Source organism: Tateyamaria sp. syn59 (assembly GCF_007995245.1).
Lineage (GTDB): Bacteria > Pseudomonadota > Alphaproteobacteria > Rhodobacterales > Rhodobacteraceae > Tateyamaria.
The window spans coordinates 246,734-261,572 of the sequence record NZ_VCBA01000002.1; the positions used below are offsets into that span (position 1 = coordinate 246,734).

Genomic DNA, 14,839 nt, shown 5'->3' on the forward strand with positions numbered 1-14,839 from the left:
GTCAGATCAAGCGGCATCAAACGTGATCTGTCGTCGCAAGAACTGCGTGGCGCGCTGGCTGACGGTCTTGGGATTGCCCGTGGTCAGAAACCCTGCCTCGCCTCCACCCATCTTGTCCGGGTGACGCTCCAGATAGTCGGCAAGACTCTCGCCCACCAACCCGGCTTGTGAATAGACGGCCACATCCGCGCCCAGCGCGTCCTGAAACTCGTCCTGCATCAGTGGGTAGTGCGTACAGCCCAGAATGGCCGCCTGTGGTTCCGGCATCTTGCGCTTCAGCGCATCCACATGGGACCGCACCAGCGCGTCGGCCAGGATCATGTCACCATCCTCAATGGCATCGACAACACCACCGCAGGCCTGCGCCTCCACATCCACACCAATGGCCCGGAACGCCAACTCGCGCTGGAATGCCCGGCTCGCCACCGTCGCAGGTGTCGCAAACAGCGCCACATGCTGCACAGCCACCTCGCGGGGCGGAGAGTTGTCGCCCCACTGCCGCTCCGTCAGTGCTTCGATCATCGGCACGAAGACCCCAAGCACCCGCTTGTCCGTAGGCACCCAGCCTTCCTGCATCCGGCGCAAAGCGGCAGCAGAGGCCGTGTTACAAGCCAAAATCACCAAATCACAGCCCGCATCAAACAGCCGCTGCACAGCCGCCGTCGTCAGGTCATAGATGTTGTCCGCCGTCCGCACGCCGTAAGGCGCATTGGCACTGTCGGCGAGATAGATGAAATCCACGTCCGGCAACCGCTTTTGCGCAGCATCCAGCACGGTCAAACCGCCCAAACCGGAATCGAAAATACCAACTGCCATCGCGTGCCTCTTGCGGCCTCAAGTGCGGTGCCGCTCTTCGAACTCATACCCCAGGTCAAACACCTTCACCGGGTTTGGGTTCAGCTCATACGTGGCTTTGCGCAGGAATTCCATCATCTGTTTCGGATGCTGGGCCATGGGGTTCAGCACGTCCCTGCCAATCGGGTCGCCTACGACCACATCCACGGGTGTATCGACCCGCTTTTTGAACTCCTTGATCAGCAGCCCAAGGCGCAGCGTATTGTGCAGATGGCTGGCAATCTGGAACAGGCGACTGGTGTGCCCGTCGAAGTAAAGCGGCACGACGGTCGCATTGGACTTCGCCACCATGCGGGCAGTGAAACTGCGCCAACCGGGATCCATGGGCCGAGAAAACGGCTTTGCCGCCGTGCTCACCGTTCCGCCGGGAAAGATGCCTATCGCCCCGCCCGCGCCCAGATACCGCAGGGACTCTTTGCGGGTCGCCACATTCAGCGCCATCGCCTCGCGCGTGTCATCAAAGCTGATGGGCAGCAGCACGCGGTTCAGCTCTTCAGCCTTCTTGAAGACCGAGTTCGCCATGATGCGAAAGTCACCCCGGATCGTTGACAGAATGTGACCCATCATGAGCCCATCCAGAATGCCGTAAGGATGGTTGGCGATCAGAATCAGCGGCCCGTCGCGCGGAATATTCTCCAGCGCCCCGCCCACGACGTTCAACGACAGCCCATAGCGCTCAACCATCACGGCCCAGAAGTCGCGGCCCGCCGCAACCTCGTGCTCGTACCCCTCGGCCCGCTTGATCAAACGCAAGCGACCGGTCGTGTTTTCCAATATACGGATCAAGGCCCGCCCGCCTTTGGTTTCGGCGGAATGGGAATAACTGATCTCGCGCGTGATCTCGCGCTGCTGGCGACGGTGCATAGCGGGTGGCCTGACTATTCTATGCGCCCCGTTTTACGGGGTGCGCGTAATCCTGCCTAGCCCATATGACACAGGTGTGACGCGATCACTCAGCCGCCTTGGCCTGCACCGGGCCACCGGCCCGTATCACCGACAGCAACTCCTCGCGCCGTTTGGCGCCCTTCGCCTCGTTCGCATGCTTCACCGGCCCGAAGCCGCGAATATCGAGCGGCAACGCGGCCAAGGCAACGATGGCATCGCGCGTACCGTCGTCAACTTTGGGCAGCACGTCCTTCATGTCCGCCTCATACTGTTTGATCAGCGCCCGCTCCATCTTGCGCTCTTCCGTGCGGCCAAAAATGTCCAAAGGCGTGCCACGCAGCCCCTTGAACTTCGCCAACAGCCGGAAGTTGCGCATCATGCCCGGCCCATACTCTTTCTTCACGGGCCGCCCATCCGGCCCCTCTTTCGACAGCATCGGCGGGGCAAGGTGAAACTTCATCTTGAAATCCCCCTCAAACTGCTCCCGCGCCTTGGCTTCGGTGTCCAGATGCAACCGGGCGACCTCGTACTCGTCCTTGTAAGCGAGAAGCTTGTGATAGCCCTTCGCCACAGCCTCGCGCACAGCCGCGTCCGCAATGCCGTCCACCAGCTTGCGATAGCGTTTGGCAAGGCGTTTCGACTGATACTTCACCAGATGATCAGCGCGAAACGCGATCTTCTCCTCAAGCGACTTCGGCAACTGGATCACCTTCGGCTCAGCAATCCGTGCTGCGTCTTCCGCATGAAGCACTGCCCAGCGCCCAATGTCGAATGCGCGCTTGTTGCGTTCGACGGCCGCGCCGTTCAGATCAATCGCCGCCATGATCGCCTCAAAGCTCAGCGGTACGAGGCCCCGCTGCCACGCAGCGCCAAAGATCATCATATTGGAAAAGATGCTGTCGCCCATCGTAGCCTTCGCCAGATCGGACGCATCGAACATGTCCACCCGTTCCCTTAGCCGCGCCTCCAGGGCCAGTGACAGGCGCTCCGAAGGCAAGGCAAACTCGGTATTGCGCGTAAAGTCCCCCGTGATGATCTCATGGCTGTTCACCACAGCGCCCGTGCGCCCAGCGCTGGTCAGCCCCAGCGTCTTGGCCCCAGCGGAAACCACCAGATCCCCGCCAATGAGCGCATCGCATTCACCCGTAGCAACCCGAATGGCACTGATGTCGGCAGGATCATTCGCCAACCGGCAATGAATATGCACAGCCCCACCCTTCTGGGCCAGTCCCGCCATCTCCATCATCCCGGCACCCTTGCCGTCGAGATGCGCCGCTTGCGCCATCACGGCACCGATGGTCACAACCCCGGTGCCGCCCACACCGGTGATGACGACGTTCCACGTCCCCTTGATCTCCGGCAACTCCGGCATCGGCAGATCAGGCAGGTCCAACTCGGTCGTCGCGGCCTTCTTCACCTGCGCGCCTTCCAACGTCACGAAGCTTGGGCAGAACCCTTTGAGGCAAGAGAAGTCCTTGTTGCACGACGACTGATCAATCGCCCGCTTCCGTCCCAGTTCCGTCTCTTTCGGAACGATGGAAACACAGTTCGACTGCACCCCGCAATCGCCACAACCCTCACAGACATCCGTGTTGATAAACACCCGCTTGTCGATATCGGGGAAGGTGCCGCGCTTGCGACGCCGCCGCTTCTCCGCCGCACAGGTCTGCACATAGACAATGACCGAAACACCTTCAGTCTTGGCGAAGCGCTCCTGAACGACCTGCAACTCAGCCCTCTCATGGGTCGGCACACCCGAAGGAAAGCGTGACACATCCACGTCTTCCTTGTCGTCATAGACCACCGCGACATGCTCGCAGCCCATCGCTCGCACTTCATCCACGATGCGGTAAGGATCAAGGCCACCCTCATTCCCCTGCCCGCCCGTCATCGCAACGGCATCGTTGTAGAGGATCTTGTAAGTAATGTTCGTCCCTGCGGCCAAGGCAGCCCGAATGGCCTGCACACCCGAATGGTTGTAGGTCCCGTCGCCCAGGTTCTGGAACACATGATCGCGCTTAGAAAACGGCGCCTCGCCAATCCAGTTCGCGCCCTCGGCCCCCATATGGGTGTAGCCGATGGTCTCGCGGTCCATCCACTGCACCATGTAGTGGCAGCCGATGCCCGCATAGGCGCGCGAGCCTTCAGGCACCTTGGTCGATGAATTGTGCGGACAGCCGGAGCAGAAATAAGGCAGCCGCGCCGCAATATCCTCGGCATTGTCCGACCGGCGCGCCTCGTCCAACTTTGCCAGCCCCGCCTTGATTCCATCGGTGTTCCGGCCTTCCTCGACCAGAATACCCCCCAGCTTCTCAGCAATCAGGATCGGATCAAGGGCACCACGGGTCGGGAACAGCTCTTCGCGGTGCATGCTCCCCGCACCGCCTTTGTACCACCCATAGACCCGGCGCCCTCGACGGTCATCAAAAATGGCCTCCTTAATCTGCACCTCGATCAGCTTGCGCTTCTCTTCGACCACGACGATCAGATCGAGCCCCTCGGCCCAGTCATGGAATCCCTGCATATCCAGCGGGAAGGTCTGGCCCACCTTGTAGGTCGTAATCCCCAGCCGCTCAGCCTCGTTCTCATCAATGTTCAGCAGGTTCAGCGCGTGGACCAGATCGAGCCAGTTCTTGCCCGCTGCCACAAAGCCGATCTTCGCCCCCGGCTTGCCCCACATCCGCTTGTCCATACCGTTGGCGCGCGAAAACGCCTCCGCAGCAAAACGCTTGTGGTCAATCATCCGCGCTTCCTGTTCGGTCGGTGTATCAACCAAACGGATATTCAGCCCGCCCTCTGGCAGCGCGTAATCCGGCACGGTCAGAGACAACCGATGCGGATCACCGTCCACAACGCTCGTCGCCTCGACCGTATCCTTCATCGTCTTCAAGCCAACCCAGAGACCCGAAAACCGGCTCAGCGCCCAACCATAGATGCCGTAATCCATGATCTCCTGCACACCGGCGGGGGACACGACGGGCATATAGGCATCAATCAGCGCCCATTCCGACTGGTGCAAAACCGTAGAACTCTCACCCGTATGGTCATCCCCCATCGCAACCAGCACACCGCCGTGTTTGGAGGACCCGGCCATGTTGGCATGTTTGAAAGCATCACCCGACCGGTCCACCCCCGGCCCCTTGCCATACCACAGGCCAAAGACACCGTCGTACTTGCCCTCGTCCCGCAACTCAGCCTGCTGCGCGCCCCACAGCGCCGTGGCGGCCAGATCTTCGTTCAACCCGGGCTGAAACGTCACATCATGGGCCGCGAGCTGCTTGAGCGCGCGAGTCATCTGCATATCAACGGCACCGAGCGGCGATCCACGATAGCCAGTCACCAACCCTGCCGTGTTCAACCCGGCGGCGACATCGCGCGCCTTCTGCATCAGCGTAAGACGCACCAGCGCCTGCGTGCCATTCAGCAAGACCGGGCTCTTTTCCAGATCATACCGGTCGTTCAAGGAAATCTTCTGCGTGCTCATCGCTGGCCTCCCCTGCCGTGATCAGTCTTGCATAACTTTCAACCAATAATAGGTCACACATACTGACCTTGCCACAAAATTTTTTGTCACATCGCAGTTCCGGCAAAGCCAAGCATATGAAATATGAAGATTTCGCCTATGTTGGCGGTAACGTTACAGAAGTGGTGCGCATGGACTGGGACAAGTTACGAATATTTCACGCGGTGGCGGACGCGGGCAGCCTCACACACGCCGGTGACAAGCTGAATCTCAGCCAATCGGCGGTCTCGCGGCAAATCCGCGGGCTCGAGGAATCGCTGAACGCAACCCTCTTCCACCGCCATGCCCGCGGCCTCATTCTGACCGAACAGGGCGAGTTGCTGTTTGACGCCACGACAGCCATGAACAAGCGGCTCGACACTGCCAGCGCCCGTATCCGCGACAGCGAGGAAGAGGTGTTCGGCGACCTGCGCGTCACCACGACTATCGGCTTCGGCACGCTCTGGCTCGCCCCCCGTCTGGTCAAACTCTACGAACAATACCCCGACCTGCGCGTGGACCTGATGCTCGAGGAACGCGTGCTCGACCTGCCCATGCGCGAGGCCGACGTGGCCATCCGCATGAAAGAACCCAGCCAGGCCGACCTGATCCGCAAACGGTTGATGACGGTCAAGATGCAGGTTTTTGCCACCCAGGCCTATCTCGAGGCCAACGGCACGCCAGAAACACTCGAAGACCTCATTCACCACAGGCTCATCTGCCAGAACGTGAATTCGGCTCAAGTGGGCGCAGGCAGCAGCCTTGTCCAACATCTTTTGACATATGAGGTCCGATCGCTTCTCACGGTGAACAACTACTACGGCGTGCTGCAGGGCGTGCTGCAAGACCTCGGCCTGGGCATCCTGCCCGACTACGTGTCGCTGGACGATCCGCGACTCATCCGCGTGCTACCAGAGATTGAATCTGCCGATGTGCCCGTTTTCCTCGCATACCCCGAGGAACTGCGCCAATCCAAGCGGATCGCCGCCTTCCGCGACTTCGTGCAGGAAGAGATCATCGCCTACCGTAAGATGCTGCGGCAAAAGGAAAATCCTCAAGGCATGCAATAACCGCATACCAGCCATGCCAAGGTCGGTTCATAAAATGCCTTGATCGGTGGCAAACCCATCCCTAACTCGCCTATTGAAGAGACATGGCGCATACGCGCCATCTTCATACCTCCCTGTTGGACTGGGCCGAGCTTCGCGCTCGGCCTTTTTTTTTGGCCGAGCCCGCAAAGCGTTTCCTTGCAACAATCGACGTGCTTGCGCACTGTGTTGCAAAACAAAAGTGCGCCGGGGGACATCCATGCCAAAGCATATCACATACGCCATTTGGCGTAGCCTCCTTGCCATCGTCATGGCAATCAGCCTGTTTTCGGGCGCCCTGCAGGCACAATCGCTCGTCACCACCACATCCTCCAACGGCGAGGCGACAGTCCCCGATCTGCCCAACCCGCTGACAGAAGAAGCCGCAAATGCGCTCATCTCCCGGCTCAGCGACAGTGAGGTGCGCGCACTCCTGCTCGATCAGCTGAACGCGCAGGCCAACAGCACAGATGATGACACGGACGAGATCGAGGATTTCATCTACCACCTGACCAGCGGCGCGTTCGAACAGATCACCATCGCCGTACAGCGCCTTCCGCTCCTCTTCACCGAACAGGCCCGCGCCTTTTCAACCTTCGGCACGTTCGTCGGCACAAATGGGCTTCTCGCCATCGCGGGTTACTTCCTCATGGTGCTCTTGGGCGCCTTCGCCATCGAATACGCCTTCCGCCGCCTCAGCCGCGGCTGGCTGGTCCTGCCGCCGCGGCGCGAAGGCTCGCAAAATATCGGCGAAGCGCTCGTGCCACTGGCCAAACGGCTGACCAGCGAAATCGTGTCGGTTGCCATCTTCATGTTCGCCGCCGCGCAGATCACGCGGCTCGCCGTGCCCCCCTACTACCACCCGTTCTTCATGCTGGTTGGGCCGTGGCTGATCGGGCTGCCGCGCATGACGGCCGCCATCGGGCGCTTCTTCATGGCGCCCAAAGCACCGGACTACCGGATCGTGGCGGCCACCGATGCGACAGCCCGCGCGATGGTCTTCCACATGTTCTGGCTCGGTATGGTCATCGGCATCGGCCAGGTCATCGTCCCCTTCAACGCCGCCAACGGCGTGCCCGTGGGCGAAACCCGCATCGGCGCCTGGGTCAACTTCGCAGTCCATTTCTACGTCGCACTCCTGTTCTGGCGCTACCGGTCGGAAAGCATCGACATGATGCGCGGCGGCTATGACGACCTCAGCCCGGCAGAGGACCGGATCGCGCGCGCCTACCCCTATTTCGGGATCGGCGTGGCCTTTGCGACCTGGTGGATCGTGAACGTCGTGGTCAGTTACGAAAACTTCGCCCTGCTCAACGGCATCCCGCAATACAAGACCCTGGCGCTCCTCACCTTTGCACCCGCGATGGATACAGCCATTCGCGGCCTCGTCCGCCACCTCGCCCCACCCATGACAGGCGAAGGGCCCTTGGCCGAGCGTGCCTACGTCTCCACCCGCCGCTCTTACATCCGCATCGGCCGGGTGCTGGTGTTTGGCCTGGTCCTGCTCGCCGTCGCCTCCTTCTGGGGCATGTCGCCTGCCACGCTTGCAAACGCGGGGGTCGGCGAACGCTTTGCCGCCAGCCTCATGGAATTCCTGCTGATCATCGCCATCGGCTACCTCGTGTTCGAGGTTGTCTCGCTCATCATCAACCGCAAGCTCGCGGCGGAAATGACAGCGTCCGGCTACGACCCCAACGCCGAAGAGATCGGCGGCGGCGATGGCGGAGGTGCAGGCGGTTCCCGCCTGTCCACGGTCCTGCCGCTGATCCTGGGCGTCAGCCAGGCCACCATCGTCGTCGTGTTCCTGCTCTTGGGTCTCAGCAATGCGGGCGTCGACACCACGCCCCTGCTCGCCGGTGCCGGTATTGTCGGCCTCGCCATTGGCTTTGGCGCACAGAAACTGGTCACAGACGTCGTGTCGGGCATCTTCTTCCTGATCGACGACGCCTTCCGCACCGGCGAATATGTGGAAGTCGACGGCACGATGGGTACGGTGGAAAAGATTTCGATCCGCTCAATGCAACTGCGCCACCACCGCGGCCCCGTCCACACGCTGCCCTACGGCGAAATCCCCAAGATCACCAACTATTCCCGCGATTGGGTCATCATGAAGCTGCGCTTTACCGTCCCCTTCGGCACCGATCCCAACAAGGTGAAAAAGATCTTCAAGACCATCGGCGCCGAGATGATGGAAGATCCGTTGTTTCAGGAGGACTTCCTGCAACCTTTCAAATCACAAGGCGTGCTTGAATTCGATGACGTGGGCATCGTGATGCGGGGCAAGTTCATGGCCAAGCCCGGCACGCAGTTCACGATCCGCAAGGAACTGCTCACGCGCGTGAACAAGAAGTTCGAGGAAAACGGCATCGACTTTGCCCGGCGCGAGGTGCGCGTGGCGATCCCTGGTCTAGACGATCACGACAAGCTTGACGATGCGGACAAGGCCGCCATCGCCGCTGCCGCCACCGAAGCCGCACAAGAGATGGCCGAAGCAGCACCACCGGGCGCTGGCAAACCAGGCGACTGACAAGGGGTCGCCGTGCCAGCACTAAAGGGCGGCACCCGCGCCCAGGGTCAAAGACCGACGCAGGCGTGCACCCAAAGATCCGGATCGCGCCGCCATTCCCAAACGTCAGGGTCGACTCGACCAAACGCGGATGTACGCCCTAAGTTCCCTTGTTTTTATTGCCTTTTTGGACATCTTTTTTCGGAACGATCTTCGACGCCATTCGGTTGTGTCCCCGAAGTCAGACAGAACGAAAGGAGACTGACAATGACACGCAAGATCGCACTGATCGCCTCGACCGCACTGGCCCTGTCCGCCGCACCGCTGCTGGCCGAAGACGCGCCGATCGCTTTCGACCCGACGAACACGCTCGCCGGTCAAGAAGACCGCGTCAGCACCATTTCCGCCATCAACGGCGGCGACGTTGTGACGTCCGACGGCGTCGTACTGGGCCAGATCGAAGACTTTTCGTTCAACGAAAATGACCGTGCCGTGGTCCAAATCGACGTGGAAGCCGACCTGCGCTATGACGGCGACACCATGTTGCTCATGATTGACCCCGAGCACGTGTCCGTCGCCGAAGGCAGCATCGCGCTGGAGCCGACAGATGACGAACTGTTTGCAGCGGTTGAACCCGCCGCCGGTCGGATCGAGATCGACTTCAAATAAGGCATGCACGCAATCACTTGATTGCACCGTGTTCAGGCCGCTCTGCGCTTCGCAGGGCGGCCTTTTTCGTGGCCGCTGCAAGTGGGCACGCCACAGCCCGCAGAGAAGAAGGATCTTTTTTGACGGACGTGCACGATGCGCGTAACGCCAACCGTGCCCCGCAACTTCGCACACCAATGGGCTTGAAACACTGATCCTTCGGAGATAACGCGCCGCGCCTGAGAAGCGCACCGCGACCTCGCGACTTGCACCTTTCGTATCAACGCCGCAGCCGCACATCGTTGCTCCAATTTGGACAGCTCTGCAGCAAGGCATCGTTAGTCAGAAACCGCGAAAATGGTGCGCCGACAGACGGCGCCCCCCCCCCTCGACCGCACCCGATCGTGCGTCAGTCTGCAAAAATTTGGTTGAGATTTACACAACGCACCGCGCGCATCGCCAAGCCCTAGTGACCAAACGACGTTCACAGAATGATTAAAACAGCGCAAACAGCCCGCACGCCTTGTCCCCGCGGGGACAAACCCTTTCCCCCCGCCCGTCCCTGCTCTAAAGAGCGTGCCAAAGCCGGGGGACGACACATGCAAGAGCCGAAAATCACCGAAGATCTGATCGCAAGTCACGGGCTGAAACCCGACGAGTATGACCGCATTCTCGAGATCATCGGACGCGAGCCCACCTTCACCGAACTGGGCATTTTCTCGGCCATGTGGAACGAGCATTGTTCCTACAAATCCTCCAAAATCCACCTCAAGAAACTGCCCACCACCGGTCCCCAGGTGATCTGCGGCCCCGGAGAGAATGCAGGCGTCGTCGACATCGGCGACGGCCAAGCCGTGGTCTTCAAAATGGAAAGCCACAACCACCCCAGCTACATCGAACCCTACCAGGGCGCGGCGACGGGTGTGGGCGGTATCCTTCGGGACGTCTTCACCATGGGCGCCCGCCCCATCGCCTCCATGAACGCCCTGTCCTTCGGCGAACCCGACCATCCAAAGACCCGCCAGCTTGTCCACGGCGTGATCGAAGGCATCGGCGGCTACGGCAACGCCTTCGGCGTGCCTTGTGCGGGCGGTGAGGTCCGGTTCGACCCAGCCTATAACGGCAACTGCCTTGTCAACGCCTTTGCCGCCGGCCTCGCGGACGCCGACAAGATCTTCTACTCCGCCGCCTCTGGCGTCGGCATGCCGGTTGTCTATCTCGGTGCCAAGACAGGCCGAGACGGCGTCGGCGGTGCGACCATGGCCTCGGCGGAATTCGACGACACGATCGAGGAAAAGCGCCCCACAGTCCAAGTCGGCGACCCCTTCACCGAAAAACGCCTGATGGAAGCGACGCTGGAGTTGATGCAAACCGGTGCCGTCATCTCGATCCAGGACATGGGCGCCGCTGGCCTCACCTGTTCGGCGGTCGAGATGGGCGACAAAGGTGGGCTTGGCGTCAAGCTGAACCTCAACGACGTGCCAGTGCGCGAAGAGAACATGACCGCCTACGAGATGATGCTGTCGGAAAGCCAGGAACGCATGCTTATGGTCCTGAAACCAGAACTCGAAGCGGAAGCGAAAGCCGTCTTCGACAAATGGGACCTCGACTTCGCCATCGTGGGCGAAACCATCGCCGAAGACCGCTTCCTCATCGAACATAACGGCGAGGTCAAAGCCGACCTGCCCTTATCAAAACTCGCCTCAGAAGCCCCCGAATACGACCGCCCCTGGGTGCCGACGCCCGCAGCCGGTCCTCTCGGGGACATCCCCACAATTGACCCAATCGACGGGCTCAAAGCGCTGCTTGCCAGCCCGAACTACTCGGCCAAACAGTGGGTCTACGAACAATACGATACGATGGTGATGGCCGACAGCGCCCGCACTCCCGGTCTTGGCGCCGGCATCATGCGGGTGCATGGGACGGACAAATCGCTCGCCTTCACGTCGGATGTGACCCCACGCTATGTCAAAGCCAACCCAGTCGAGGGCGGCAAGCAAGCGGTGGCCGAAGCCTACCGCAACCTCACCGCCGTCGGCGCCAAGCCCCTGGCGACAACGGACAATCTCAACTTCGGCAACCCCGAAAAACCCGAGATCATGGGGCAATTCGTGGGCGCGCTGGACGGCATTGGACAGGCCTGCGCGGCGCTCGACATGCCCATCGTTTCTGGCAACGTGTCGCTCTACAATGAAACAGATGGTGCGGCGATCCTGCCGACACCGACGATCGGAGCGGTTGGCCTGATCGACCATCCAGACGACATCATCGGCGGCGACGTCCGAGAGGGGCATGTGGCCTTGCTCGTGGGTGATTGTGGCGGGCACCTTGGACAATCCGCGCTGCTGGCAGAGGTGTTCGGACGTACCGACGGGGACGCGCCGCATGTGGACCTTGAAGCCGAGAAGCGAAACGGTGATTTCATTCGTGAAAACAGACACTTGATCAACGCCTGCACCGATCTGAGCGATGGAGGCCTGGCGCTGGCGGCTTTTGAGCTGGCCGAAACGGCAGACGTTGGCGTATGGATTGACGCGAGTGAGATGGGCAGCTTCTTTGGCGAGGATCAGGCGCGTTACCTGGTGGCGTGTTCCTTCGACAAGGCCGAAGCGCTGATGATCGAGGCGGGCAAGGCGGGCGTGCCGATTGTGTCGGTCGGCAAATTCTCGGGCGACACGGTCTGGATGGGCAACTCATCTGCTCCGCTCAGCGAACTGCGCGACATCTACCGCTCGACCTTCGCGGACACTTTCGCCTAAACCTTGGTTTCGGACCCGCCGACGTCGTCTGCTTGCAAACGACGCGTGGGGGCAGAACGGTTTTGCCTGCAAAAACGTGCAGTCCAGCACCCAGTTGTGCGGGGGTGTGACGCCGCAGACTTTTCCAAGAAAAATTGCTTTCCGCCACCGCCGACATGCGCATAGCGCATGTCGCTGCAGTGCGCTCCGCATTACAACATCCGCAACAAGCGATCGCGGTCGCCCACGTCATCACGATGCGAGATGACTTGAGCCAGTTCTTCGATGGAGGCGATGGAGTGACCGGCGCGGAAGCTGTCCACATGGGGCAGCATCGCAGCGATGCCGCGGGCGCGCGGGGCGAAGTCTTCCCATCTTAACAGCGGGTTGATCCAGATCAGGCGTTGGGCGGAGAGGTGCAGGCGTTCCATCTGCTTTTCCAGCGCATCGGGGTCGTCGCGGTCGAGGCCGTCGGTGATGAGCAGGACCACGGCCCCCTGCCCCAGCACGCGGCGTGACCACTGCTTGTTGAACGCCTCAAGGCAAGAACCGATGCGCGTGCCACCCTCCCAATCCTGCGCCTCGGCGCCCGCGGATTTGAGTGCTGCGTCTACGTCGCGTTGATGCAGATGACGGGTGATGTTGGTGAGGCGTGTGCCGAAGGTGAAGGCGTGAACGCGAGCCCAGCCCGCGCCCTTGGCGTTCGCTACCGCGTGAAGGAAGTGCAGAACGACGCGGGAATATTGGCTCATGGAGCCTGAGATGTCGCAGAGCGCCACGAGATTCGGGTAACGGACCCTGGGGGTTTTCCACTTGAGATCCCGCATGTCGCCACCCTGTCGCATGGCCGCGCGCAGAGTGCGTGCGGGATCGACGCGGCCCAAACCAGCGGCACGGGTGCGGCGTGTGGGCATGGGGTCGACGGGCAGCGCCATACGGGCCAGCATGGCCTTGGCCTGCGCCATCTCGTCGGTGCTCATCTGTTCAAAATCGAGGGTCTTGAGTTGTTCCTCGGCGCTCATGGTGAGCGAGGCGTCAATCTCGATCTCCGTGCCGCCCTCCTCCATCTTCGGAAGGTCGATGTCGTCGCCTGCGCCGTCGAGCAGCGCTTCGGCAGCGCGTTTTTCGGCGGCTTGTGCGCCGCGATCCTCCTGCACGCCGCGCACGGCAGGCAGCATGGCAGCCATCATGTGTTCGAGGTAGCGCGGGTCGCGCCAGTAGAGGCGGAAGATCTGGGCAAAGACTGCCCGGTGTTCGGGTTTCGAGACAAAGCAGGCGTGCAGCGTCCAGTAGAAGTCGCGTTTCTCCGTGAAGCCCGCTTTGGTCACGGCTGTGATCGCGTCCAGCACTCGGCCCGTGCCGATGGGCAGCCCTGCCCGGCGCAGAGCGCGGGCGAAATGGGTGATGTTGCCTGCGAGTTTGGGATTCTCCGGCAGTTCTAGCGGTGCATATTCTGGCATCTGTTATGCCGGGGGCCAGCCCCCGGACCCCCGGGATTTTTTGAAACAGGGAAGTGGCTTAGGCGGGTTCGAGGGAGGCTTTGGCCTCGTCCAGGAGGCGTTTGGCCTCAGACCCCTGAAGCTTCTGGATGTCGTCCTGGTACTTCAGGATCGCTCCAAGCGTGTCGGCGATGACCTCGGGGCTGAGGGTGAGCACATCGAGCGCCAGCAGGCATTTGGCCCAGTCGATGGTTTCGGCGACGCCGGGTTTTTTGAAGAGGTCCTCCGTGCGCAGGCGCTGGACGAAGGCGACCACTTCGCGGCTGAGTTCGGCGGCGGCTTCTGGCGCGCGGGCCTGGAGGATCTCCATTTCGCGTTCGAAATCGGGGTAGTCGACCCAATGGTAGAGGCAGCGTCGTTTGAGCGCGTCGTGCACCTCGCGCGTGCGGTTGGAGGTAAGAATGACGATGGGCGGTTCGGGGGCCTTGATTGTGCCGAGTTCCGGGATTGTGACTTGGAAGTCGGAGAGAGCTTCCAAGAGGAAGGCTTCGAAGGGTTCGTCCGTGCGGTCCAACTCGTCGATCAGCAGAACGGGCGCGCCGTGTTCGTCAGGGCGCATGGCGTCGAGGAGTGGGCGTTCGATCAGGTAGTCGTCAGAAAAGAGTTCTGTTTGAAGCGCATTGCGGTCGGCGCCGCCTGCAGCTTCGGCTGTGCGGATCGCAACCATCTGGGCCGGGAAGTTCCATTCGTAGACGGCGGAAGACGCATCAAGCCCTTCGTAGCATTGCAGGCGGATGAGGCGACGGCCCAGCGATGCTGCGAGCGCTTTGGCGATTTCGGTTTTGCCAACGCCTGCTTCGCCTTCAAGGAACAGCGGCCGGCCGAGAGACAGGCTGAGGAAGACCACGGTGCCGAGGCTGCGGTCGCATACATAGCCCTGCTCCGCCAGGATGGACTGGACGGCGTCGATGGAGGTGGGTGTGTGCATGGCGTGGTCCTTCCCTTAATCCCAACCTGCATCGTCTGGGGCTGTCGTCAAGGGCTGCTAAAGTCGTGCGCGTTGACGCGATTCGTGTGAAATGGCATGATGTTAACGCACTGAAAACGAGGTTTGCGGCATATGACACGTGGACCCGAACCACAGAGGCGGCGGGCGATGGACCCAGCAGATAGGGCGG

At 61.2% G+C, this 14,839-nt stretch carries 9 protein-coding genes; 4 read left to right on the forward strand and 5 right to left on the reverse strand.

The window, feature by feature from the left end:
- Positions 1 to 6 precede the first annotated feature (6 nt).
- The 3 genes from FD715_RS04525 to FD715_RS04535 all read right to left on the reverse strand — a co-directional run bounded on the left by FD715_RS04525 (position 7) and on the right by FD715_RS04535 (position 5,224).
- On the reverse strand, positions 7 to 816 hold the full coding sequence (locus tag FD715_RS04525) for a glutamate racemase (protein WP_147105872.1): 810 nt from the start codon (positions 814 to 816) through the stop codon (positions 7 to 9).
- Positions 817 to 834: 18 nt separating this feature from the next.
- Positions 835 to 1,719, reverse strand: a complete 885-nt coding sequence (locus tag FD715_RS04530) for a lysophospholipid acyltransferase family protein (RefSeq protein WP_147105875.1) — start codon at positions 1,717 to 1,719, stop codon at positions 835 to 837.
- An 85-nt stretch (positions 1,720 to 1,804) separates the two neighbouring features.
- Positions 1,805 to 5,224, reverse strand: coding sequence for an indolepyruvate ferredoxin oxidoreductase family protein (locus tag FD715_RS04535; protein ID WP_147105878.1), 3,420 nt, complete (start codon positions 5,222 to 5,224; stop codon positions 1,805 to 1,807).
- A 170-nt stretch (positions 5,225 to 5,394) separates the two neighbouring features.
- On the opposite strand from FD715_RS04535, the gene FD715_RS04540 reads away from it, so the two are divergent.
- The 4 genes from FD715_RS04540 (at position 5,395) to purL (ending at position 12,243) form a co-directional block, all read left to right on the forward strand.
- On the forward strand, positions 5,395 to 6,312 hold the full coding sequence (locus FD715_RS04540) for a LysR family transcriptional regulator (protein ID WP_147106709.1): 918 nt from the start codon (positions 5,395 to 5,397) through the stop codon (positions 6,310 to 6,312).
- Between the two features lie 238 nt (positions 6,313 to 6,550).
- Entirely contained in the window at positions 6,551 to 8,857 is a 2,307-nt protein-coding gene (locus FD715_RS04545) for a mechanosensitive ion channel family protein (RefSeq protein WP_147105881.1), read from the forward strand.
- A gap of 246 nt (positions 8,858 to 9,103) precedes the next feature.
- Complete coding sequence (locus FD715_RS04550; protein ID WP_147105884.1) at positions 9,104 to 9,505, forward strand: PRC-barrel domain-containing protein; 402 nt, start codon at positions 9,104 to 9,106, stop codon at positions 9,503 to 9,505.
- A gap of 578 nt (positions 9,506 to 10,083) precedes the next feature.
- Entirely contained in the window at positions 10,084 to 12,243 is a 2,160-nt protein-coding gene (purL, locus tag FD715_RS04555) for a phosphoribosylformylglycinamidine synthase subunit PurL (RefSeq protein WP_147105887.1), read from the forward strand.
- Positions 12,244 to 12,434: 191 nt separating this feature from the next.
- Here purL and FD715_RS04560 read toward each other — a convergent pair whose 3' ends face one another.
- Both FD715_RS04560 and FD715_RS04565 read right to left on the reverse strand, forming a co-directional pair.
- Positions 12,435 to 13,682: a VWA domain-containing protein gene (locus tag FD715_RS04560; protein WP_147105890.1), complete on the reverse strand. Its 1,248-nt coding sequence runs from the start codon at positions 13,680 to 13,682 to the stop codon at positions 12,435 to 12,437.
- 58 nt (positions 13,683 to 13,740) lie between these two features.
- On the reverse strand, positions 13,741 to 14,649 hold the full coding sequence (locus FD715_RS04565; protein ID WP_147105893.1) for a MoxR family ATPase: 909 nt from the start codon (positions 14,647 to 14,649) through the stop codon (positions 13,741 to 13,743).
- Positions 14,650 to 14,839 lie beyond the last annotated feature (190 nt).

What these genes read in the sequence shown, in the direction of transcription:
- FD715_RS04535 (WP_147105878.1), bottom strand. Translation starts at nt 5,224, where the DNA reads ATGAGCACGCAGAAGATTTCCTTGAACGACCGGTATGATCTGGAAAAG.
- FD715_RS04550 (WP_147105884.1), top strand. Translation starts at nt 9,104, where the DNA reads ATGACACGCAAGATCGCACTGATCGCCTCGACCGCACTGGCCCTGTCC.
- FD715_RS04540 (WP_147106709.1), top strand. Translation starts at nt 5,395, where the DNA reads ATGGACTGGGACAAGTTACGAATATTTCACGCGGTGGCGGACGCGGGC.
- FD715_RS04525 (WP_147105872.1), bottom strand. Translation starts at nt 816, where the DNA reads ATGGCAGTTGGTATTTTCGATTCCGGTTTGGGCGGTTTGACCGTGCTG.
- FD715_RS04560 (WP_147105890.1), bottom strand. Translation starts at nt 13,682, where the DNA reads ATGCCAGAATATGCACCGCTAGAACTGCCGGAGAATCCCAAACTCGCA.
- FD715_RS04545 (WP_147105881.1), top strand. Translation starts at nt 6,551, where the DNA reads ATGCCAAAGCATATCACATACGCCATTTGGCGTAGCCTCCTTGCCATC.
- FD715_RS04565 (WP_147105893.1), bottom strand. Translation starts at nt 14,649, where the DNA reads ATGCACACACCCACCTCCATCGACGCCGTCCAGTCCATCCTGGCGGAG.
- FD715_RS04530 (WP_147105875.1), bottom strand. Translation starts at nt 1,719, where the DNA reads ATGCACCGTCGCCAGCAGCGCGAGATCACGCGCGAGATCAGTTATTCC.
- purL (WP_147105887.1), top strand. Translation starts at nt 10,084, where the DNA reads ATGCAAGAGCCGAAAATCACCGAAGATCTGATCGCAAGTCACGGGCTG.